Raw genomic sequence first — 19,558 nt, 5'->3', positions numbered from 1 at the left:
CATGGACGCACTGAAAGACATCGGCGGTCCGGCACAGCCGCTGCTCACCATCTCGGGCCTGGTCAAGCATTTCCCGCTCAAGAAAGACCCGCTCGGCCGCGGCGGCGGCGTGGTGCGCGCCGTGGACGGCGTGGACTTCGAAGTCATGAAGGGCGAGACGCTCGGCGTGGTCGGCGAATCGGGCTGTGGCAAGTCGACCACCGCGCGCCTCCTGATGCAGCTCATCGAGCCGACGCGCGGCGAGGTGATCTTCGACGGCCGCGAGGTCGGCAGCCGCGACCTGCCGCTGAAAGAATTCCGCCGCCAGGTGCAGATGGTGTTCCAGGACAGCTACGCCTCGCTCAACCCGCGCCTCACCATCGAGGATTCGGTCGCCTTCGGGCCGCAGGTGCACGGCGTGTCGCGGCGCGAGTCGGTGGCGCGGGCGCGCGACCTGCTGGCGCGCGTGGGCCTCGCGCCGCAGCGCTTTGCCGAGCGCTATCCGCACGAACTCTCGGGCGGCCAGCGGCAGCGCGTGAACATCGCGCGGGCGCTCGCCTTGCAGCCGCGCATGGTGATCCTCGACGAGGCCGTGTCGGCGCTCGACAAGTCGGTCGAGGCGCAGGTCATCAACCTGCTGCTCGACCTGAAGACCGAGTTCGGCCTGACGTACGTCTTCATCAGCCATGACCTCAATGTGGTGCGTTACGTGAGCGACCGCGTGATGGTGATGTACCTCGGGCAGGTGGCCGAGATCGGCCCGGCCGATGCGCTGTACGAGACGCCCGCGCATCCCTACACGCGCGCGCTGCTCTCCTCGATGCCGTCGATGGACCCGGACCACCGCACCGAAGAAGCGGCGCTTGCTGGCGATCCGCCGAACCCGATCAACCCGCCCACGGGCTGCCGCTTTCACCCGCGCTGCGCGCTCGCCGCACCGGTGTGCAGCAAGGTCGTGCCCGAACGCATCGTCACCGGCTCGCAGCATGCGGCGAGCTGCCTGATCCACGAGGCGGGCAGCGGGCATCCGATGGCGCAGCAGCAACAACCCCTTCAGAGGCAAGCGGCATGAGCGCAACAGCAGCAGACACCAGCGCCGGCGAACCGATGGTCCGGCTGCGTGACCTCAGCGTCACCTTCAGCGGCGGCCGCAAGCCCGTGCATGCGGTCAGCGGCGTGAGCCTCGAAGTACAGCGCGGCGAGGTGGTCGCGCTGATCGGCGAATCGGGCTCGGGCAAGAGCGTGACCATGCGCACCCTGCTGCGCCTGCACCCCGAGCGCCGCACGCGCATGGGCGGCCAGGTGCAGGTGGCGGGCCGCGACGTGCTCGCGATGCCGCAGCGCGAGCTCGCGGACTTCCGCGGCAAGGTCGCGTCGATGATCTTCCAGGAGCCGCTGCTCGCGCTGGACCCGGTGTACTCGGTGGGCGCGCAGATCGTCGAGTCGATCCGCCGCCACGAGTCCGTGAGCCAGGCCGAGGCGCAGCAACGCGCGCTGGCGCTGTTCGAGCGCGTGCGCATTCCGAGCCCCGAACGGCGGCTGCAGGCCTACCCGCACGAGATGTCCGGTGGCATGCGGCAGCGCGCCATGATCGCGCTCGCCCTCGCCTGCAAGCCGCAGCTGCTGCTGGCCGACGAACCGACCACCGCGCTCGATGCGACGGTGCAGATCCAGATCCTGCTGCTGCTGCGCGAGCTGCAGCGCGACCTCGGCCTGTCGGTGATCTTCGTCACGCACGACATCGGCGCGGCCGTCGAGGTGGCCGACCGCATCGCCGTGATGTATGCGGGCCGCATCGTCGAGGAAGGCACGGCACGCGAGCTGATCCGCTCGCCGCGCCATCCGTACACGATCGCGCTGCTCAAGAGCCGCGCGCATGGGGCGCTCGCACGCGGCACGCGGCTGGAAACCATCGGCGGTGCGCCGCCCGATCTTTCGGCGCTACCGCCCGGCTGCTCCTTCGCCGAGCGCTGCGCGCTGGCCAGCGATGCCTGCCGCGCCGCACAACCGCCCGTGGTCGAGCTTGCGCCGAACCACCGTGCGCGCTGCATCCATACGGATGCCGCAGCGGCCATTGCGCCCGTGCTGGTCGCCTGAACCTTTCACCCTTTCGATCCCACCACCATGCCGTTGCACGACCCCGCCCACGCCTTCGTTCCGTACCCCGATGCGCCGGTGGCGCGCGCCTCGACGGGCCCGCTGGCCGACCTGAGCTTTGCCGCGAAGGACCTGTTCGACGTGGCTGGCTATCCCACGGGCGGCGGCAACCCGATCGTGCTCGCGATGTCGGGCATCAAGACCCGCACCGCGCCCACGGTGCAGAAGCTGCTCGATGCCGGTGCGCGCTTCGCGGGCAAGACCGTGACCGACGAGCTCGCGTTCTCGATGAACGGCAACAACGCGCACTTCGGTGCGCCGACCAACGGCGGGGCGCCGCTGCGCATCACGGGCGGCTCGTCGTCGGGCTCGGCTTCGGCGGTGTCGTCGAATCTGTGCGACTTCGCGCTCGGCACCGACACCGGCGGCTCGGTGCGTGCGCCGGCCAACCACTGCGGCCTGTATGGCCTGCGCCCGACCCACGGCCGCGTGAGCCTGGAAGGCGCGCTCGACCTCGCACCCAGCTTCGACACCTGCGGCTGGTTCGCGCGCGACATCGGCACCTTCGCGCGCGTGGCCGATGTGCTGCTAGACGCCGACGCAGCCGCCCTGCCCGAACGCGTGCGGCTGCTGCGGCCCGACGACGTCTGGGCGCTCGCCGTGCCTGCCGCGACCGAAGCGCTGCAAGGCGCGGCCGATCGCGTGCAAGGCCTGCTCGGCCCGGCGAAGGGCACGACCGTGGCGATGGAGTCCTTCGACGCGATGTACTGGCACTTCCGTTACCTGCAGTCGCGCGAGGCTTGGCTCACCGACGGCCCGCTGATCGAGCGCTACGCGCCGCCCCTGGGCCCCGGCGTGGCCGAACGCTTCGCGTGGTCGCGCGACGTGACCGATGCGCAGGTGGCGACCGCGCGCGTGTTCCGTACCGCGTTTCGCGCGCACCTGACCGAACTGCTCGGCACCGACGGCGTGCTGCTGATGCCGACCATGCCCGACATCGCGCCGCTGCGCAGCGACACCGAGACGGCGATGGAGGATTACCGCAACCGCGCGATCCGCCTCTTGTGCATCGCGGGGCTGGCGGGGTTTCCGCAACTGTCGATGCCGCTCGCCACGCGCGATGGCGCGCCGCTTGGCCTCTCGCTGCTGGGTCCGGCGGGATCGGACCGGTCGCTGATCGCGCTGGCCGAGCGCATCGCGGGCTGATACAGGGCCATGCGGCCTGGGTTAGGCTGCTGTTCCCACGTCCGCACAGAAGCGCCATGTCGAACAACACCCAGGTCACCACCCCCAAGGAAATCGCCGCCTCGCTCACCGAGTTCTGGTCGCCGCGCGTCGTCGCAGAAGTCGACGACGCCTACATCAAGGTCGCCAAGGTCCACGGCTCGCTCGCGTGGCACAGCCATGACGACGAAGACGAGCTGTTCCTGGTGCTCAAGGGGCGCCTGCGCATCGAGATGGAAGCGGGCCCGGTCGAACTCGGCGAGGGCGAGATGTTCGTCGTGCCCAAGGGCGTGCGGCACAACCCGGTCGCCGACGAGGAATGCCACCTGATGCTCATCGAGCGCAAGACCACGCTGCACACCGGCAGCACCGTCACCGAGAAGACACGCTCGCTCGCGGACCAGCTGCGCCTGTCTGATCAGCGCGACGCGGCAGCAACCGTGCCGCGCGCGCGTTCGAGGTCGTCCAGCCAGCGGGCATAGGCCTCGGCGCGCTCGCCGTCCGCGAGCCGCAGCAGCGCCGAGGGATGCAGGGTCACGAACACCGGCCTGCCATCGCGGCGCTCGTGCAGCCACGCACCGCGCTCGGCCTGCACCGCCACCGGCCGGCCCAGCAATGCACGCGCCGCCGTGGCACCGAGCGCCACCAGCCCTTCAGGCCTCACGAGCGAGATCTCGCTGTCGAGCCAGTGCGCGCAGGCGTCGGCCTCGCGCTGCGCCGCGGTCTTGTGGATGCGGCGCTTGCCGCGCAGTTCGTACTTGAAATGCTTGACGGCATTGGCGAGGTACACGCTGTCGCGCGCCCAGCCCAGTTGCGCCATCGCGCGGTCGAGCAACTGGCCCGCCGGGCCGACGAAGGGGCGGCCCGCCAGATCTTCCTGGTCGCCGGGCTGCTCGCCGACGAGCATGTGCCGCGGTGCGAGCGGGCCTTCGCCGCACACGGCCTGCGTGGCGAGCGCGCCGATGGGGCAGGCGCGGCAGGCATGCGCGGCTGCGCGCAACTCGCCCAGGTCGGCGGGCGCCACGCCCTCGGCCGGCCGCACATGCAGCGCGATGGGCGCGCGGATGCGCCGTGCGGCGGTGGGCGGCGCATCGATCATCGACTGGCTGCGCGCCTGCGCCGCGTCCGTGAGCGGCTGGATCAGCGCGGCCTCGGGCAGGTTGTGCCAGTAGCGGCGCGGCATCTCGCGCCGCATCATCGCGACCTTCAGGCGCGCCGGGTTGAAGATGTGCTCGTAGTAGGTGAGCCAGAGCTGCTCGCCCGCATCGGGCGACGGCTTCTCGCGGCGGTCGGCGCCATCGCGAAAGGCCAGCGCCTCGCCATTCCATTCGACACAACGCTCGGGCGTGAGGATGGCCCAGCGCATCTGCGCGAAGCGGCGCGCGAAGAACGGCGCGTTGGCCTCGACGATGTGGTGGTCGGGCTCGAACCAGGCCACGTGGCGCTCGAGCCCGTCGTCGCCCATGACGCGGGTGAAGCGCACGAAGGCGCGCATCTTGTGGATGTCGCGGTGCACGGCCTTGGCCATCAGTTGCGCCTGCATCATGTCGGCGTCGAGCGGATCGTGCCGCAGCGCGGGCTCGTGCGCGAGGCGCCACAGCAAGCGGTACATCAGGGCGAAGCGCTGCGGGTCGCGGTGCAGGATCAGGTCGCCGCACAGCGCGATAAAAGACGCGGGCACGGCATGCGGCGTCCCGGCGATGAGCGGTGTTGGCGACACCTCGTTCGCCTCGTCGAACAGACCGGCAACCCGCTCCCCGTTCCATTCGACCTGCGCCGGCGGCACGCCCCCGGCCAGCAGCTGCCGCGCGTGACGGCGAAAGGCGTCGAGATCGATCGGGTCATCGAGCCGCACGTGCATCGCAGGCCTGCTCAGAACAAGGCGGCTTGCGTCGGTTGCGCGGCAGGTACCGCCGCCGCCATCGCACCCGCCGCGGGCCGGTGCCCATCGGCCACCACGAACGGCAACACCTTGCGCGCCGGCACATGCAGCCGCCGCAGGTCGTCCGCCCGCACCCGGCGCACGCGCCGCGCCTGCAGCAGCCGCTCGACCGCCTTCACGCCCAGCCCCGGCACGCGCAGCAGCATCTCGCGCGGCGCATGGTTCAGGTCGACCGGAAAACGCTCGGCATGCGCGAGCGCCCAGGCCATCTTGGGATCGACATCGAGCCGCAGCAGGCCATCGGGCGCGGCCACGATTTCCTGGTGCTCGAAGCCGTAGAAACGCATGAGCCAATCGGCCTGGTAGAGCCGGTGCTCGCGCATCAGCGGCGGCGCGACCAGCGGCAGCGCGCGCGCCGCATCGGGGATGGGGCTGAAGGCCGAGTAGTACACGCGCTTGAGCTTGTAGGCGCCGTAGAGCGTGGCGCTGGAGGCGAGGATGTGGCGGTCGTCGGTGGCGTCGGCGCCCACGATCATCTGCGTGCTCTGGCCCGCGGGCGCGAAGGGCGGCGGCCTGGCGGCGGTGGGCGCGGCGCCCGGCAGCGCGCGGATCGGCACCACGCGGCGCGCCTCCTCGCGCGTGTCGTCGATGCGCAGCCGCAGCCGCGCCATCGACCGGCGGATCGCGCTCTCGTCCTTCTCGGGCGCGAGCGCCTGCAGGCCTTCGGTGGTGGGCATCTCGACGTTGATGCTGAGCCGGTCGGCATAGCGGCCGGCGCGGGCGATGAGCTCGTCGCTGGCGTCGGGAATGGTCTTCAGGTGGATGTAGCCGCGAAAGTCGTGCTCTTCGCGCAGCTGGCGCGCCACCTCGACCACCTGCTCCATCGTGTGGTCGGGCGACTTGATGATCCCGCTCGACAGGAACAGGCCCTCGATGCAGTTGCGGCGGTAGAAGTCGAGCGTGAGCTGCACCACCTCCTCGACGCGGAAACGCGCGCGCGGCACGTTGCTCGAGGCGCGGTTGACGCAGTAAAGGCAGTCGTACTGGCAATGGTTGGTGAGCAGCACCTTCAGGAGCGAGATGCAGCGGCCGTCGGGCGCGTAGCTGTGGCAGATGCCCGCGCCCTCGGTCGAGCCGATGCCGCGTCCGCCGAGCGAGTCGCGCGGCTGCGAGCCGCTGGACGCGCACGAGGCGTCGTACTTGGCGGCGTCTGCGAGGATGGCGAGTTTGCGCTGGATATCCACGGTTGTGCTCGGCTGAAAATACTGTATGAATATACAGTTTTCGAGAGCCCCTGTCGGAAGAAGTCGCACGCTGGCGCCGGCACCGGGCATGCCGGCCGGGCCAGTCGTCTACTGCGGCGACTGCGCCTCGGCTTCTTCCGGCCGCACCCGCGCCAGGATGAAATCGATGAACGTCCGGATCGCCCGCGTGTGCTGGCGGTTCGGCATGTAGAGCATGAACATCTGGGTGCCGAAGATCGACAGGCGCCAGTCGTCCAGCGTGGTCACCACGTCGCCGCGGCGCACGTCTTCCTGCACCACGTAGTCGGGCACGAGGCCCACGCCCAAGCCCGCGAGGATGGCCTGGCGCAAGAACAAGAAGTTCTCCGAGATCAGCGTCGGCTCCAGGATCACCTCGCGCCGCGTCTCGCCCTGGTAGGCCGAGATGCGCAGCTGCCTTCCGATGACGGCCGCCGTGACCACCGGCGTGGCGCGCAGTGCGTCGAGCTGCACGGGCAGCGGGTGGCGCTCGGCGTACGCGCGCGTGGCGCAGGCCACATAGCGCACCGGGCCCATCTCGCGCGCCACGAGGTTCTGCGGCGGCTCGGGGATCACGCGGATGGCGATGTCGACCTCGTCGCGCAGCAAATCCTCGATGCGGTTCTCGAACACCACGTCGAGCACGATGCCGGGGTACTGGCGCTTGAAGTCGATGAGCCAGTCGGCCATCACGAGCTGGCCGTAGCCGCTGGGCACGCTCAGGCGCACGCGGCCCTGCAGGCCCTCGCCCAGCGCGGTGACCGACTCGCGCGCCGCGAGCAGCTCGGTCTGGATGGCCACGCCGTGCTGGTACAGCCGCAGCCCGATCTCGGTGGGCTCGGCGCGACGGGTGGTGCGCCGGATCAGCTGCGCGCCGACCGAGCGCTCCAGCTGGTTCAGGTGGTAGCTCACGTTGGCACGGGTCATCTTGAGCCGGCGGGCCGCCGCGCTCAGGTTGCCCGCGTCAAGGATTTCCACCAGCAAGGTGAGCGATTGCAGGTCCATGGGGGGATTGTGTCAAAAATTCTTTGACAGTCTGTCAACCACCTATGCAATTGTCAAAGCCGAGATACCGGCCAAGAATGCAGGGCTCCCCAGAGCCCCGGACCCCTCGGCTTCACGAGGGCCTGCCACGCAAGCAAGAGACAAGCGACACGCACATGGCCACCCCCACTCCCAGCCCTTCCACGTCCAACGGTCCCGTCACCTTCCAGCGTCAAGGCGACGTGTGTGTGGTGACCATCGACAACCCGCCCGTCAACGCCCTGGGCGTGGATGTGCGCCGCGGCCTGGCCGCCGCCATCGACGCAGCCGAGGCCGACAGCGGCGCCAAGGCGGTGCTGATCGTCGGCGCGGGCCGCAACTTCATCGCCGGCGCGGACATCCGCGAGTTCGGCCAGGCCCCGCAGCAGCCCTCGCTGCCCGAGGTCTGCCTGAAGATCGAGAACTGCACCAAGCCGGTGGTCGCCGCCATCCACGGCGCCGCGCTCGGCGGCGGGCTGGAGATCGCGCTGTCGGCGCACTACCGCCTCGCCTCGCCCACCGCCAAGCTCGGCCTGCCCGAAGTGGCGCTGGGCCTGCTGCCCGGCTCGGGCGGCACGCAGCGTGCACCGCGCCTCATCGGCGTGAAGCCCGCACTCGAACTGATGCTCAGCGGCCGCCATGCAGGCGCGAAAGAAGCGCTGACGCTCGGCCTCGTCGACCGCCTCGCCGCAGACGCCGACGCACGCGCCGAAGGCCTCGCCTACGCGCAGGAACTCGTCGCCGCGAACGCGCCGGTGCGCCGCACCCGCGAAGCCGCCGGCCTGGCCGACAAAGACGCTGCCCGCGCCGCCCTCGACGCCGCGCGCACCGACACCGCCAAGAAGAGCCGCGGCCTGTTCTCGCCGATGAAGATCATCGACGCCGTCGAAGGCGCACTCACGCTGCCCTTCGACGAAGGCATGGCGCTCGAACGCCAGCTGTTCCTGCAGTGCATCGACAGCCCGCAGCGCGCCGGCCTGATCCACGCCTTCTTCGCGGAGCGCGAAGTGCTGAAGGCGCCCGAGACCCGCTCGGCCAGCCCGCGCGCGCTCGCCTCGGCCGGCATCGTCGGCGGCGGCACCATGGGTGCGGGCATTGCCGTGGCCATGCTCGACGCCGGCCTGCCCGTGACCATGGTCGAGCGCGACGAGCCCAGCCTGGCGCGCGGCCGTGCGCACGTCGAGAAGGTGTACGACGGCCTCATCGCCAAGGGCCGCATGACGCCCGAGGCCAAGGCCGCCGTGATGGCGCGCTTCTCGGGCTCGACGAGCTACGACGCGTTCGCCAACGTCGACATCGTGGTCGAGGCCGTGTTCGAGGAAATGGGCGTCAAGAAGGCCGTGTTCGCCGAACTCGACCGCGTGTGCAAGAAGGGCGCCGTGCTCGCCACCAACACCTCGTACCTGGACATCGACGAGATCGCGGCCAGCATCTCGCGTCCGCAGGACGTGGTGGGCCTGCACTTCTTCTCGCCGGCCAACATCATGAAGCTGCTGGAGATCGTGGTGCCCGCCAAGGTGAGCGCCGACGTGGTCGCCACCGGCTTCGAACTCGCCAAGAAGCTCAAGAAGGTGCCCGTGCGCGCCGGCGTGTGCGACGGCTTCATCGGCAACCGCATCCTGGCCGTGTACCGCCAGGCCGCCGACCACATGATGGAAGACGGCGCCTCGCCCTACGAGATCGACGCGGCCGTGCGCAACTTCGGCTACCCGATGGGCCCGTTCCAGGTGTCCGACCTGGCCGGCGGCGACATCGGCTGGGCCACGCGCAAGCGCAAGGCCGCCACGCGCGACCCGCAGGCGCGCTACGTGCAGGTGGCCGACCGCATCTGCGAGCGCGGCTGGTTCGGCCAGAAGACGCAGCGCGGCTACTACCTGTACCCCGAAGGCGCGCGCACCGGCGTGCCCGACCCCGAGGTGCTGGCCATCATCGACGCCGAGCGCGAGCGCGCAGGCATCACGCCGCGCAAATTCACCGAAGAAGAAATCATGCGCCGCTACATGGCCGCCATGGTCAACGAAGGCGCCAACGTCGTGCTCCAGCGCATCGCGCTGCGCCCGCTCGACGTGGACGTGACCTTCCTCTATGGCTACGGCTTCCCGCGCCACCGCGGCGGCCCCATGAAGTACGCCGACACCGTGGGCCTGCCCAAGGTGCTGGCCGACATCCGCGAGTTCGCCAAGGCCGACCCGATTTTCTGGAAGCCGTCGCCGCTGCTCGTGGAGCTGGTCGAACGCGGCGCCGATTTCGCCAGCCTCAACAAATCCGAGTAACCCGTAGCAAGAGCCCCCAGGAGACAACCCCATGCGTGAAGCCGTCATCGTTTCTACCGCCCGCACCCCGCTCACCAAGGCGCACCGCGGCGAATTCAACATCACCTCCGGCGCCACGCTGGCCTCGTTCGCGGTGAAGGCCGCGGTCGAGCGCTCGGGCCTGGACCCGGCCCTGATCGAGGACGCGATCCTCGGCTGCGGCTACCCCGAAGGCACCACCGGCCGCAACATCGCGCGCCAGTCGATCATCCGCTCGGGCCTGCCCATCAGCATCGCCGGCACCACCGTGAACCGCTTCTGCGCCTCGGGCCTGCAGGCCATCGCCATGGCCGCCGGCCGCATCGTGGTGGACGGCGCGCCGGCCATGATCGCGGGCGGCGTGGAAAGCATCTCGCAGATCCGTGGCCGCAGCCCCGGCGACGGTGGCGACCTCAGCCTGGACCCGTGGATCGTCGAACACAAGCCCGAGCTGTACATGGCGATGATCGACACCGCCGACATCGTGGCCAAGCGCTACGGCATTACCCGCGAAGCACAGGACCGCTTCTCGGCCGAGAGCCAGCGCAAGACCGAAGAAGCGCAACTGGCTGGCCGCTACAAGGACGAGATCGTGGCCTGCACCACCACGATGGCCGTGACCGACAAGGACACCAAGGAAGTCACGCACCGCGAAGTCACCGCCACGGAAGACAACTGCAACCGCCGCGGCACCACCTACGAAGCGCTGGCCAAGCTCAAGCCGGTGATGGGCGAAGACAAGTTCATCACCGCCGGCAACGCCTCGCAGCTGTCCGACGGCGCCTCGGCCTGCGTGATGATGGAAGCCAAGGATGCCGAGCGCGCCAACCTCAAGCCGCTGGGCGCGTTCCGCGGCCTGGCGCTGGCCGGCTGCGAGCCCGACGAGATGGGCATCGGCCCGGTCTTCGCCGTGCCCAAGCTGCTCGCACGCCACGGCCTGAAGGTGCAGGACATCGACCTGTGGGAACTCAACGAAGCCTTTGCTTCGCAGTCGATCTACTGCCAGGACAAGCTGGGCATTCCGTCGGAACGCCTGAACGTGAACGGCGGCGCGATCTCCATCGGCCACCCCTTCGGCATGACCGGCGCGCGCCTCACGGGCCACGTGCTCATCGAAGGCAAGCGCCGCGGCGCCAAGTACGCCGTGGTCACGATGTGCATCGCCGGCGGCATGGGCGCCGCTGGTCTGTTCGAAATCTATTGATTCATTGAGGAGTCCGCGATGGACCTGAACTTCACGACCGAAGAAGAAGCCTTCCGCAGCGAAGTGCGCACCTTCCTGGCGGACAAGCTGCCTGCGCGGCTGTCCGACAAGGTGCGCGGCGGCAAGATCCTGGAAAAGGCCGACATGCAGGAATGGCACGCCATCCTGAATGCACGCGGCTGGCTCGCCAACCATTGGCCCGAGCAGTACGGCGGCCCCGGCTGGACGGCGGTCGAGAAGTTCATCTTCGAGCACGAATGCGCCCTGGCCTTCGCGCCGCGCATCGTGCCCTTCGGCGTCAACATGCTGGGCCCGGTGCTCATCAAGTACGGCAACGAAGCGCAAAAGAGCTACTGGCTGCCGCGCATCCTGAGCGGCGCCGACTGGTGGTGCCAGGGCTACTCGGAACCCGGCGCGGGTTCCGACCTGGCCGCGGTGAAGACCACGGCCGTGCGCGGCATCGACGCGCAGGGCGACCACTACATCGTCAACGGCCAGAAGACCTGGACCACGCTGGGCCAGCACGCCAACATGATCTTCTGCCTGGTGCGCACCAACCGCGAGGCGAAGAAGCAGGAAGGCATCAGCTTCCTGCTGGTCGACATGACCTCGCCCGGCGTGGAAGTGCGCCCGATCATCACGCTCGACGGCGAACATGAAGTCAACGAGGTGTTCTTCTCCGACGTGCGCGTGCCCGCCGAGAACCTCGTGGGCGAAGAGAACAAGGGCTGGACCTGCGCCAAGTACCTGCTGACCTACGAGCGCACCAACATCGCGGGCGTGGGCTTCTCGGTGGCCGCACTCGAACAGCTCAAGGGCATCGCCGCGTCGCAGACCAAGAACGGCAAGCCGCTCGCCGAAGACCCGGCCTTCGCGGCACGCCTGGCGCGCGTCGAGATCGACCTGGAGAACATGAAGACGACCAACCTGCGCGTGATCGCGGCGGTGGCGGGCGGCGGCGTGCCCGGTGCGGAAAGCTCGATGCTGAAGATTCGCGGCACCGAGATCCGCCAGGAAATCTCGTCGCTCGCGCGCCGCGCGATGGGCGTGTACGGACGTCCCTTCATCGAGGAAGCGCTGCACGACGGCTTCGACGGCGAGACCTTCGGCCCCGCCTACGCGTCGGCCGCCGCTTCGCGCTACTTCAACAACCGCAAGCTGTCGATCTTCGGCGGCTCGAACGAAATCCAGAAGAACATCATCAGCAAGATGATCCTGGGCCTGTAAGGAGACATGCAATGAACTTCGAACATTCCGAAGACCGGCGCATGCTCGCCGACAGCCTGAACCGCTTCATCGCCGAGCAGTACGCCTTCGATGCGCGCGACCGCATCGCGAAGTCGGCGCACGGCTTCAGCAAGGAAATCTTCCAGAACTTCGCCGAGCTCGGCGTGATCGGCGCGCTGTTCAGCGAGGCCGACGGCGGCTTCGGCGGCAGCGGCTTCGACATCGCCGTGGTCTTCGAAGCGCTGGGCCGCGGCCTCGTGGTCGAGCCGCTGCTGGGCGCCGTGATGGTCGGCGAGGCGATCAGCGCCGCCGGCAGCGATGCGCAGAAAGAAAAGATCGGCGACATCGTCAACGGCGTGACCGTGGCGGCCTTTGCACACGACGAAGCCGACACGCACTACGAACGCTCGCGCGTGGCCACCAAGGCCGAACGCAGCGGCGACGGCTGGGTGCTCCAGGGCGCCAAGGCCGTGGTGCCGCAGGGCGAGCAGGCCGACCTGTTCCTCGTGTCGGCCCGCACCTCGGGCAACGTGGACGACGAAGCCGGCATCTCGCTGTTCCTCGTGCCCGCCAAGACCGCGGGCCTCACGGTGCGCGGCTGCCCCGCCATCGACGGGGGCCGCGTGGCCGAACTCTCGCTCGACGGCGTGACGCTCGGCGCCGACGCGCTGCTGGGCGCCGAAGGCCAGGGCGCGGCCACGCTGGAACGCGCCATCGGCCGCGGCGTGCTCGCGCTGTGCGCCGAAGCGCTGGGCGCGATGGAAGCCGCCAAGACCGCCACGCTCGAGTACCTGCGCACGCGCAAGCAGTTCGGCATCCTCATCGGCAGCTTCCAGGCCTTGCAGCACCGCATGGCCGACCTGCTGCTCGAGATCGAACAGGCCCGCTCGGCCGTGATCAACGCCGCAGCCGCCATCGACGGCAGCGACCGCGTGGCGCGCGAGCGTGCGCTGTCTGCCGCCAAGTTCAGCATCGGCCGCATCGGCGCGCTGGTGGCGGAAGAGAGCATCCAGATGCACGGCGGCATCGGCATGACGTGGGAGCTGCCGCTGCCCCACTACGCCAAGCGCCTCGTGATGATCGACCACCAGCTCGGCGACGAAGACCACCACCTGCAGCGCTACATCGCGCTCGGCAAAGAGGCCACGGCATGACCGACAAGACCGTCCTCATCTCACAGGAAGGCGCCGTCCGCATCCTGACCAACAGCAACCCGGCCGCGCGCAACGCGATCACGCCGACGCTGTACGCCGAGCTCTCCGCAGCGCTCACCGACGCGCAGAACGACCCCGAAGTGGGCGCCATCGTCTTCACCGGAGCGGGCGACTTCTTCTGCTCGGGCGGCGACCTGAACCTGCTGGCCAAGCGCCGCGAACTGCCCGAGGCCGAACGCCGCGAGAAGCTCGAAGGCCTGCACGACCTGATCCGCGCGATCCGCGACTGCGGCAAGCCCGTGATCGCGGCGGTCGAAGGCGGCGCGGCCGGTGCGGGCCTGTCGATGGCGCTGGCCTGCGACATGCTCGTGTCGGCGCGCGATGCGTTCTACACGGTGGCCTACATCAGGGTCGGCCTCACGCCCGACGGCGGTGCCACGGCCTTCCTCGCGGAGTTCGTCTCGCGCCAGGTGCTCACCGAGCTGTGCCTCACCGGCGACCGCCTCACGGCCGAGCGCCTGCACGCGATGGGCGCGGTGAACCGCCTGACCGACAAGGGCGGCGCGCTGACCGAAGCCATCGCACTCGCCGCCAAGGTGGCCAACGGCCCGCTGCGCGCGAGCGCACGCATCAAGTCGCTGTGCCGCCAGGCCCATCGCGCCACGCTCGAGGAACAACTCGAAGCCGAAGCGGTCTACATGGTGACGTCGCAGGCCGACGCCGAAGCCGCTGAAGGCATCGGCGCCTTCCTCGGCAAGCGCAAGGCCGACTTCGTCACGTTGCGCCACGCGCCCCAGCCCGACGCGTCCTGACGCGCCGCGCCCTTCCCCGCGTGTGCATGCCGATGCAGATGCGGGGGTCTTTCGTTTTCCTGGAGTTGTTCCCATGCCCTCGCTGAATTCCTCGCTGCCGCTCGCCGGCGTGCGCGTCCTCGATCTGTCCCGCATCCTCGCCGGCCCGTGGTGCGGCATGGTGCTGGCCGACATGGGTGCCGAGGTGATCAAGGTCGAGCACCCGGGCCGCGGCGACGACACGCGCGACTGGGGCCTGCGCGTGGGCCAGACCGAGACCGCCTACTTCAACAGCGTGAACCGCAACAAGCGCTCCGTCACGCTCGACCTGCAGACGCCCGAAGGCCAGCAGATCGCGCGCGACCTCGCCAAGCAGTGCGACGTGGTGCTGCAGAACTTCAAGTTCGGCGGCATCGACAAGCTGGGCCTGGGCTACGAGCAGCTGCGCAAGGAGAACCCGGGCCTCATCTACTGCTCGATCTCGGGCTACGACCGCACCGGCCCCGAGGCCGCACGCCCCGGCTACGACCTCGTGGTGCAGGGCGAGGCCGGCCTGATGGCGCTGAATGGCGAAGCCAACCAGCCGCCGCTGAAGTTCGGCGTGGCCGCCGTCGACCTGTTCACCGGCATGTACTCGGCGCAGGCCGTGCTGGCCGCGCTCTACCAGCGCGAGAAGACCGGCACCGGTCGCCACATCGAGATGGCGCTGTTCGACTGCGGCCTGATGATCACCGCCTACTACGGCCTCGAAGCGCTGCTGATGGGCGAAGACCCGCCGCGTTATGGCAACTCGCATCCGTCGATCGTGCCCTACGGCGTGTTCGACGCGGCCGACGGCCCGCTGGTGATCACCGTGGGCAACAACGCGCAGTTCTCGCGCTTCTGCACCGAGGTGATCGAGCGCCCCGACCTCGCGGCCGACGAGCGCTTCAAGACCAACATCCTGCGCTCGGCCAACCGCGCCGTGCTGCTGCCCGAGTTGCACGCCGAGCTGGCCAAGCGCCCGCGCGCCGCGCTGCTCGAAAAGCTCAACGCCTCGGGCATCCCCTGCGGCGAGGTACTGGGCCTGCTGGAGGCGCTGAACTCCAAGCGCGCCATCGACGCCGGCCTGGTGACCAAGCGGCCGCATCCGGTGGCCGGCGAAGTCGACGTGCTGGCGCCTCCCTACCGTTTCGATGGCGAGCGCCTGCCCGTGCGCAGCGCGCCGCCCACTTTGGGCGAAGGCACGCACGACGTGCTGAAGTCCCTGCTCGGCCTGTCGGATGAAAAGCTGGCAGCGCTGAAAACGAACGGCGTCGTCTGATCGCACACAGCGAAGACAACGCCCGCATTCCTGAAGAGAAGTCCATGGCCTTTCCGTTTTTCCGCACCCCTCGCAATCCTGTTCGCCGCGCCCTGATCGCGCTGGCCCTTCCCCTGCTGGCCGGCAGCGCCTTCGCCCAGGCCTGGCCGACCAAGCCCATCACGCTGGTCGTGCCCTTCCCGCCCGGCGGCCCGACCGACGTGGCTTCGCGCATCGTGGCGCAGAAGATGTCGCTGTCGCTCAAGCAGAACATCCTGGTCGACAACCGCAGCGGCGCCTCGGGCACCATCGGCGCGGCCTTTGCCGCCAAGGCCGCACCCGACGGCTACACCTTCGTGATGCTGGCCACGCCGACGCTGCTGGCCTCGCACCTGTACGGCACCGTGCCCTACGACATCTTCAAGAACTTCACGCCCGTGGGCACGGTGTACGACCTGCCGATCGTGATGGTGGTGAACCCGAAGGCCCTGCCTAGCGTGAACGGCCTGCAGGACCTGATCGCCAAGGCCAAGGCCGACGGCGGCAAGCTCAACTACACGACCGCCGGCGCCGGCAGCTTCGGCCACCTGACGACCGAGCAGCTGAAGAACATCGGCAAGTTCGAGATGCAGCACGTGCCCTACCGCGGCAGCGCCCCGGCCGTGACCGACCTCATCGGTGGCCAAGTGCCGGCGATGTTCTCCGACCTCGTGGCCGTGATCCCGCACATCCGCGCCGGCACGCTGCGCCCGATCGCCGTGGGCTCCGGCAAGCGCGTGAGCCTGCTGCCCGACGTGAAGACCGTGGCCGAGCAGGGCTTCCCCGGCTTCGACGCCACCTCGTGGGGCGGGCTGCTGGCCCCGGCCGGCACGCCGCAAGCCGTGGTCGACCGCATGAGCGCCGAGCTGAAGAAGGCGCTGGCCGACAAGGAAGTCGGCGAGAAGCTGCAGAGCGTGGGCTCCTTCGCGGCCTACGGCACGCCGGAACAGACCGCCACGCGCATGCGCCAGGACTTCGAACGCTGGGGCAAGGTCATTCGCGACAACAAGATCACGAACCAGTAAGACACACGACGGGGCACCCCGTCCGCAGCCGGCCAGACGACCTAAGGAGACACCATGACAACAGGCAACGACAAGAACAACAACAACAACGTCATCGGCACACCGTTCCGCCCCCGGTTTCCGGTGCGCGGGCTCGCCGACATCCGGCGGCTGGAAGAAACGCCGCTCGACGAAGCGCTCACGGTGCGCAGCACCTACGAGCTCTTCCGCAACTCCGGCGCGGCCTTCGGCGACAAGACCGCGCTCACCTTTCTGCGCAGCGGTAACCCGGCGGATGAACCCATCCGCTGGTCGTATGCGCAGCTGCTCGCGGGCATTCACCAGACCGCCAACCTGCTGCACACGCTGGGCGTGGGACCCGACGATGCGGTCGCGGTGCTGCTGCCCGGCTGCCTCGAATACCACCTCGCGCTCTGGGGCGGCGAGGCGGCCGGCATCGTGCAGCCGCTGAACCCGCTGCTCACCGACGAGAAGCTGGTCGCGCTCATGACCGCGGGCCGTGCCAAGGTGCTCATCGCCTACGGCTCGGACGCCGAATCGGGCATGTGGTCGAAGGCGATGCGCCTGCGCAGCCAGGTGCCGACGCTCACCACCGTGCTGCGCGTGGCGCCGCACGACGAAGCGCCCGGCACTGCCGGCACGCTGCCCGAAGGCGTGGCCGAGTTCGACGTGCTGCGCGCCGCGCAACCGAGCGACCGCCTCGTGAGCGGCCGCGACATCGCGCCCACCGACATCGCCGCCTACTTCCACACCGGCGGCACCACGGGCGCACCCAAGCTCGCGCGCCACAGCCACGGCGCGCAGGTGTTCACCGCCTGGGCCAGCGTGCAGCTGGCGGGCATGAACGAGCAGGGCATCTCGATCAACGGCTACCCGCTGTTCCATGTGGCGGGCGTGCTGCCGGCGTCGCTGTCGGCGCTGTCGGCGGGCGTGGAGGTGATCATTCCGACGCCCTCGCTGCTGCGCAACAAGGAGGTGCTGGCCAACTACTGGAAGCTGGTCGAGAAGTACCGCCCGACCTCGCTGTCGGCCGTGCCCACGGTGCTCGCCGCGCTGGCCAACGTGCCGCTGGACGGCGCCGACATCTCGTCCATCACCTACTGCCGCACCGGCGCCGCCGTGCTCGCGCCCGAGCTGGCCGCGCGCTTCGAGCGCCTGTTCGGCCTGCACGTGCACGAGAGCCTGGGCATGACCGAGATGGCCGGCATCTCGACCATCACGCCGCCCGGCGTGAACGGGCCTGCAGGCTGCGTCGGCTTTCGGCTGCCGTATGCGCAGGTGCGCATCGTGGCGCTCGACGAGAACGGCAACGCCAGCGACCGCGAAGTGGCGCCCGGCGAGACCGGCATGGTGCTGTTCAAGTCGCCCAACGTGTTCTCGGGCTTTGTCGATCCGGCCGACAACGCCAAGGCCTTCACGGCCGACGGCTGGCTCGCGACCGGCGACCTGGGCTGGATGGACGCCGAAGAGCGGCTGCACCTCACGGGCCGCTCCAAGGACCTGATCATCCGCAGCGGCCACAACATCGACCCCAAGACCATCGAGGACGCGCTGGGCGCGCACCCGGCCGTGCAGCTGTGCGCCGCCGTGGGCGCCCCCGATGCCTACGCGGGCGAGCTGCCCGTGATCTTCGCGACGCTGGTGCCCGGCGCCTCGGCCACCGAAGACGAGCTGCTGGCCTTCACTTCTGCACGCGTCGACGAGGCGCCCGCGCGGCCCAAGTGGGTGTCGGTGATCACGACGATGCCGATGACCAACGTCGGCAAGATCTACAAGCCCGAGCTGCGCGCCATGGCCGCGCGGCAGGTGGTGCAGACCACCGTCGCCGAGGTCTGCGCCGGACTCGGCCTGAGCGATGCGGCGCAACCCGCGGTGAGCACGGAAGGCGAAAGCCTCGTGCATGTGCAGATCGACGCGGCCGCAGCAGGCACGCAAGCCGCAGCACTGCAGGAGCGGCTGCAGAAGGCCCTGGAACCTCTGCCCTTCAAGACGCGCATCGCGCTGAAGTGACCGGCCTGCTTCTTCTTCGACACGATTTTCTGAAACCGAACGGGAGACAAACCATGACCCATCAACCCTCGACCCGCCGCGCCCTGCTGTGCGCTGCCGCATCGACCGCCGCGCTGTTCGCGCTGGCCCCCGCGCATGCGCAGGCGCCGTACCCGAACAAGCCGATCCGTCTCGTCGTGCCCTTCCAGGCCGGCGGCGCGACCGACGTGCTGGCGCGCGTGCTGGGCCAGAAGATGGCGGCCAGCATGGGCCAGCCCATCGTGGTGGACAACAAGCCCGGCGCGGCCGGCATCATCGGCACCGACATGGTCGCCAAGGCCGCGCCCGACGGCTACACGATCGTGCTGTCGCTGAGCAACTCGCTCATGACCAACGAGTTCTTGTACGACAAGCTGCCCTACGACACGCAGCGCGACCTCACGCTGGTCTATCAGATCGCGATGGCGCCGCTGGTGCTCGTGGTGCACCCCAGCGTGACCGCGAAGACCGGGCCCGAACTGCAGAAGTACGTCGTCGCGAACAAGGGCAAGGTTGCTTACGGTTCGTACGGCGTGGGCGCCTACCCGCACCTGGCCGGCGCGCACATGAGCCTCACGCAGCAGGCCGACATGAACCACGTCGCCTACAAGGGCGAGGCGCCGATGGTGCAAGACCTCATCGGCGGCCAGATCCAGATGGCCTACGCCAGCGCGCTCGCGGCCAAGCCGCACATCGACGCGGGCAAGCTCAAGGCCATTGCCGTGACCGGCGAGCGTCGCATGAGCACGCTGCCCAACGTGCCGACGATGGCCGAGCAAGGCCTGAAAGACGAGGCCTACCGCGTGACCGGCTGGCTCGCCATTGCCGCGCCCGCGAAGACGCCCAAGGCCATCGTCGACCGCATCGCCGACGAAGTGCGCAAGGCCACGCAGCAGCCCGACGTGCGCGAGCGCGTGGCGGCCATGGGCTTCGAGATCAAGGACAGCTCGCCCGAACTCTTTGCAGCAGCCTGGAAGCAGGAGCGTCCCGTGTGGGAGCGCCTCATCAAGCAGTCGGGCGCCAAGCTCGAGTAACCCCTTTCCCATTTTT

16 protein-coding genes are annotated in these 19,558 nt (G+C 69.4%); 13 read left to right on the top strand and 3 right to left on the bottom strand.

Annotation, left to right across the window (positions count from 1 at the left end; translation table 11 throughout):
- Position 1: 1 nt before the first annotated feature.
- Genes RZE79_RS03845 through RZE79_RS03830 form a run of 4 tightly spaced genes read left to right on the top strand, consistent with a single transcriptional unit; the run spans position 2 to position 3,782 of the window.
- On the top strand, positions 2 to 1,051 hold the full coding sequence (locus RZE79_RS03845) for an ABC transporter ATP-binding protein (protein ID WP_319359092.1): 1,050 nt from the start codon (positions 2 to 4) through the stop codon (positions 1,049 to 1,051).
- 35 nt (positions 1,052 to 1,086) lie between these two features.
- On the top strand, positions 1,087 to 2,076 hold the full coding sequence (locus RZE79_RS03840; protein WP_319361081.1) for an ABC transporter ATP-binding protein: 990 nt from the start codon (positions 1,087 to 1,089) through the stop codon (positions 2,074 to 2,076).
- Positions 2,077 to 2,103: 27 nt separating this feature from the next.
- Positions 2,104 to 3,282 carry an amidase gene (locus tag RZE79_RS03835; RefSeq protein WP_319359091.1) on the top strand — a complete coding sequence of 393 codons (1,179 nt, stop codon included), beginning with the start codon at positions 2,104 to 2,106 and terminating at the stop codon, positions 3,280 to 3,282.
- A gap of 56 nt (positions 3,283 to 3,338) precedes the next feature.
- Positions 3,339 to 3,782: a cupin domain-containing protein gene (locus tag RZE79_RS03830; protein ID WP_319359090.1), complete on the top strand. Its 444-nt coding sequence runs from the start codon at positions 3,339 to 3,341 to the stop codon at positions 3,780 to 3,782.
- Here RZE79_RS03830 and RZE79_RS03825 read toward each other — a convergent pair.
- The 3 genes from RZE79_RS03825 to RZE79_RS03815 form a co-directional block, all read right to left on the bottom strand.
- Positions 3,719 to 5,161 (bottom strand): UdgX family uracil-DNA binding protein, encoded by a 1,443-nt coding sequence (locus RZE79_RS03825; protein WP_319359089.1) that lies wholly within the window; start codon positions 5,159 to 5,161, stop codon positions 3,719 to 3,721. The genes RZE79_RS03830 and RZE79_RS03825 overlap by 64 nt on opposite strands.
- A gap of 11 nt (positions 5,162 to 5,172) precedes the next feature.
- A complete protein-coding gene (locus RZE79_RS03820; protein ID WP_319359088.1) occupies positions 5,173 to 6,426 on the bottom strand; it encodes a putative DNA modification/repair radical SAM protein in 1,254 nt (417 codons plus the stop codon).
- A gap of 108 nt (positions 6,427 to 6,534) precedes the next feature.
- Positions 6,535 to 7,449 carry a LysR family transcriptional regulator gene (locus tag RZE79_RS03815; protein ID WP_319359087.1) on the bottom strand — a complete coding sequence of 305 codons (915 nt, stop codon included), beginning with the start codon at positions 7,447 to 7,449 and terminating at the stop codon, positions 6,535 to 6,537.
- A 155-nt stretch (positions 7,450 to 7,604) separates the two neighbouring features.
- Here RZE79_RS03815 and RZE79_RS03810 point away from each other — a divergent pair, with 155 nt between their 5' ends.
- The 9 genes from RZE79_RS03810 to RZE79_RS03770 all read left to right on the top strand — a co-directional run bounded on the left by RZE79_RS03810 (position 7,605) and on the right by RZE79_RS03770 (position 19,542).
- Complete coding sequence (locus RZE79_RS03810; RefSeq protein WP_319359086.1) at positions 7,605 to 9,740, top strand: 3-hydroxyacyl-CoA dehydrogenase NAD-binding domain-containing protein; 2,136 nt, start codon at positions 7,605 to 7,607, stop codon at positions 9,738 to 9,740.
- A 31-nt stretch (positions 9,741 to 9,771) separates the two neighbouring features.
- Positions 9,772 to 10,962, top strand: a complete 1,191-nt coding sequence (locus tag RZE79_RS03805) for an acetyl-CoA C-acyltransferase (protein ID WP_319359085.1) — start codon at positions 9,772 to 9,774, stop codon at positions 10,960 to 10,962.
- 18 nt (positions 10,963 to 10,980) lie between these two features.
- The gene (locus RZE79_RS03800; RefSeq protein WP_319359084.1) at positions 10,981 to 12,189 is read left to right on the top strand and encodes an acyl-CoA dehydrogenase family protein; all 1,209 of its coding nucleotides are present in this window, start codon (positions 10,981 to 10,983) and stop codon (positions 12,187 to 12,189) included.
- A gap of 11 nt (positions 12,190 to 12,200) precedes the next feature.
- A complete protein-coding gene (locus RZE79_RS03795; protein WP_319359083.1) occupies positions 12,201 to 13,343 on the top strand; it encodes an acyl-CoA dehydrogenase family protein in 1,143 nt (380 codons plus the stop codon).
- Positions 13,340 to 14,155 carry an oxepin-CoA hydrolase, alternative type gene (locus tag RZE79_RS03790; protein ID WP_319359082.1) on the top strand — a complete coding sequence of 272 codons (816 nt, stop codon included), beginning with the start codon at positions 13,340 to 13,342 and terminating at the stop codon, positions 14,153 to 14,155. The genes RZE79_RS03795 and RZE79_RS03790 overlap by 4 nt, the downstream gene beginning before the upstream one ends.
- Positions 14,156 to 14,228: 73 nt before the next feature.
- Positions 14,229 to 15,437, top strand: a complete 1,209-nt coding sequence (locus RZE79_RS03785; protein ID WP_319359081.1) for a CaiB/BaiF CoA-transferase family protein — start codon at positions 14,229 to 14,231, stop codon at positions 15,435 to 15,437.
- Between the two features lie 44 nt (positions 15,438 to 15,481).
- Positions 15,482 to 16,480, top strand: a complete 999-nt coding sequence (locus RZE79_RS03780; protein WP_319359080.1) for a tripartite tricarboxylate transporter substrate binding protein — start codon at positions 15,482 to 15,484, stop codon at positions 16,478 to 16,480.
- Between the two features lie 54 nt (positions 16,481 to 16,534).
- Positions 16,535 to 18,490 (top strand): acyl-CoA synthetase, encoded by a 1,956-nt coding sequence (locus RZE79_RS03775; protein WP_319359079.1) that lies wholly within the window; start codon positions 16,535 to 16,537, stop codon positions 18,488 to 18,490.
- Positions 18,491 to 18,543: 53 nt separating this feature from the next.
- Entirely contained in the window at positions 18,544 to 19,542 is a 999-nt protein-coding gene (locus RZE79_RS03770; protein WP_319359078.1) for a tripartite tricarboxylate transporter substrate binding protein, read from the top strand.
- Positions 19,543 to 19,558: the final 16 nt, after the last annotated feature.

Source organism: Variovorax sp. EBFNA2 (genome assembly GCF_033802765.1).
GTDB classification, from domain to species: Bacteria; Pseudomonadota; Gammaproteobacteria; order Burkholderiales; family Burkholderiaceae_C; genus Variovorax; species Variovorax paradoxus_H.
This window is presented reverse-complemented; position numbering and strand designations above follow the sequence as displayed.

Coding starts and splice junctions, on each gene's coding strand:
- RZE79_RS03845 (WP_319359092.1), top strand. CDS start 2: ATGGACGCACTGAAAGACATCGGCGGTCCGGCACAGCCGCTGCTCACC.
- RZE79_RS03840 (WP_319361081.1), top strand. CDS start 1,087: ATGGTCCGGCTGCGTGACCTCAGCGTCACCTTCAGCGGCGGCCGCAAG.
- RZE79_RS03835 (WP_319359091.1), top strand. CDS start 2,104: ATGCCGTTGCACGACCCCGCCCACGCCTTCGTTCCGTACCCCGATGCG.
- RZE79_RS03830 (WP_319359090.1), top strand. CDS start 3,339: ATGTCGAACAACACCCAGGTCACCACCCCCAAGGAAATCGCCGCCTCG.
- RZE79_RS03825 (WP_319359089.1), bottom strand. CDS start 5,161: ATGCACGTGCGGCTCGATGACCCGATCGATCTCGACGCCTTTCGCCGT.
- RZE79_RS03815 (WP_319359087.1), bottom strand. CDS start 7,449: ATGGACCTGCAATCGCTCACCTTGCTGGTGGAAATCCTTGACGCGGGC.
- RZE79_RS03810 (WP_319359086.1), top strand. CDS start 7,605: ATGGCCACCCCCACTCCCAGCCCTTCCACGTCCAACGGTCCCGTCACC.
- RZE79_RS03805 (WP_319359085.1), top strand. CDS start 9,772: ATGCGTGAAGCCGTCATCGTTTCTACCGCCCGCACCCCGCTCACCAAG.
- RZE79_RS03800 (WP_319359084.1), top strand. CDS start 10,981: ATGGACCTGAACTTCACGACCGAAGAAGAAGCCTTCCGCAGCGAAGTG.
- RZE79_RS03795 (WP_319359083.1), top strand. CDS start 12,201: ATGAACTTCGAACATTCCGAAGACCGGCGCATGCTCGCCGACAGCCTG.
- RZE79_RS03790 (WP_319359082.1), top strand. CDS start 13,340: ATGACCGACAAGACCGTCCTCATCTCACAGGAAGGCGCCGTCCGCATC.
- RZE79_RS03785 (WP_319359081.1), top strand. CDS start 14,229: ATGCCCTCGCTGAATTCCTCGCTGCCGCTCGCCGGCGTGCGCGTCCTC.
- RZE79_RS03780 (WP_319359080.1), top strand. CDS start 15,482: ATGGCCTTTCCGTTTTTCCGCACCCCTCGCAATCCTGTTCGCCGCGCC.
- RZE79_RS03775 (WP_319359079.1), top strand. CDS start 16,535: ATGACAACAGGCAACGACAAGAACAACAACAACAACGTCATCGGCACA.
- RZE79_RS03770 (WP_319359078.1), top strand. CDS start 18,544: ATGACCCATCAACCCTCGACCCGCCGCGCCCTGCTGTGCGCTGCCGCA.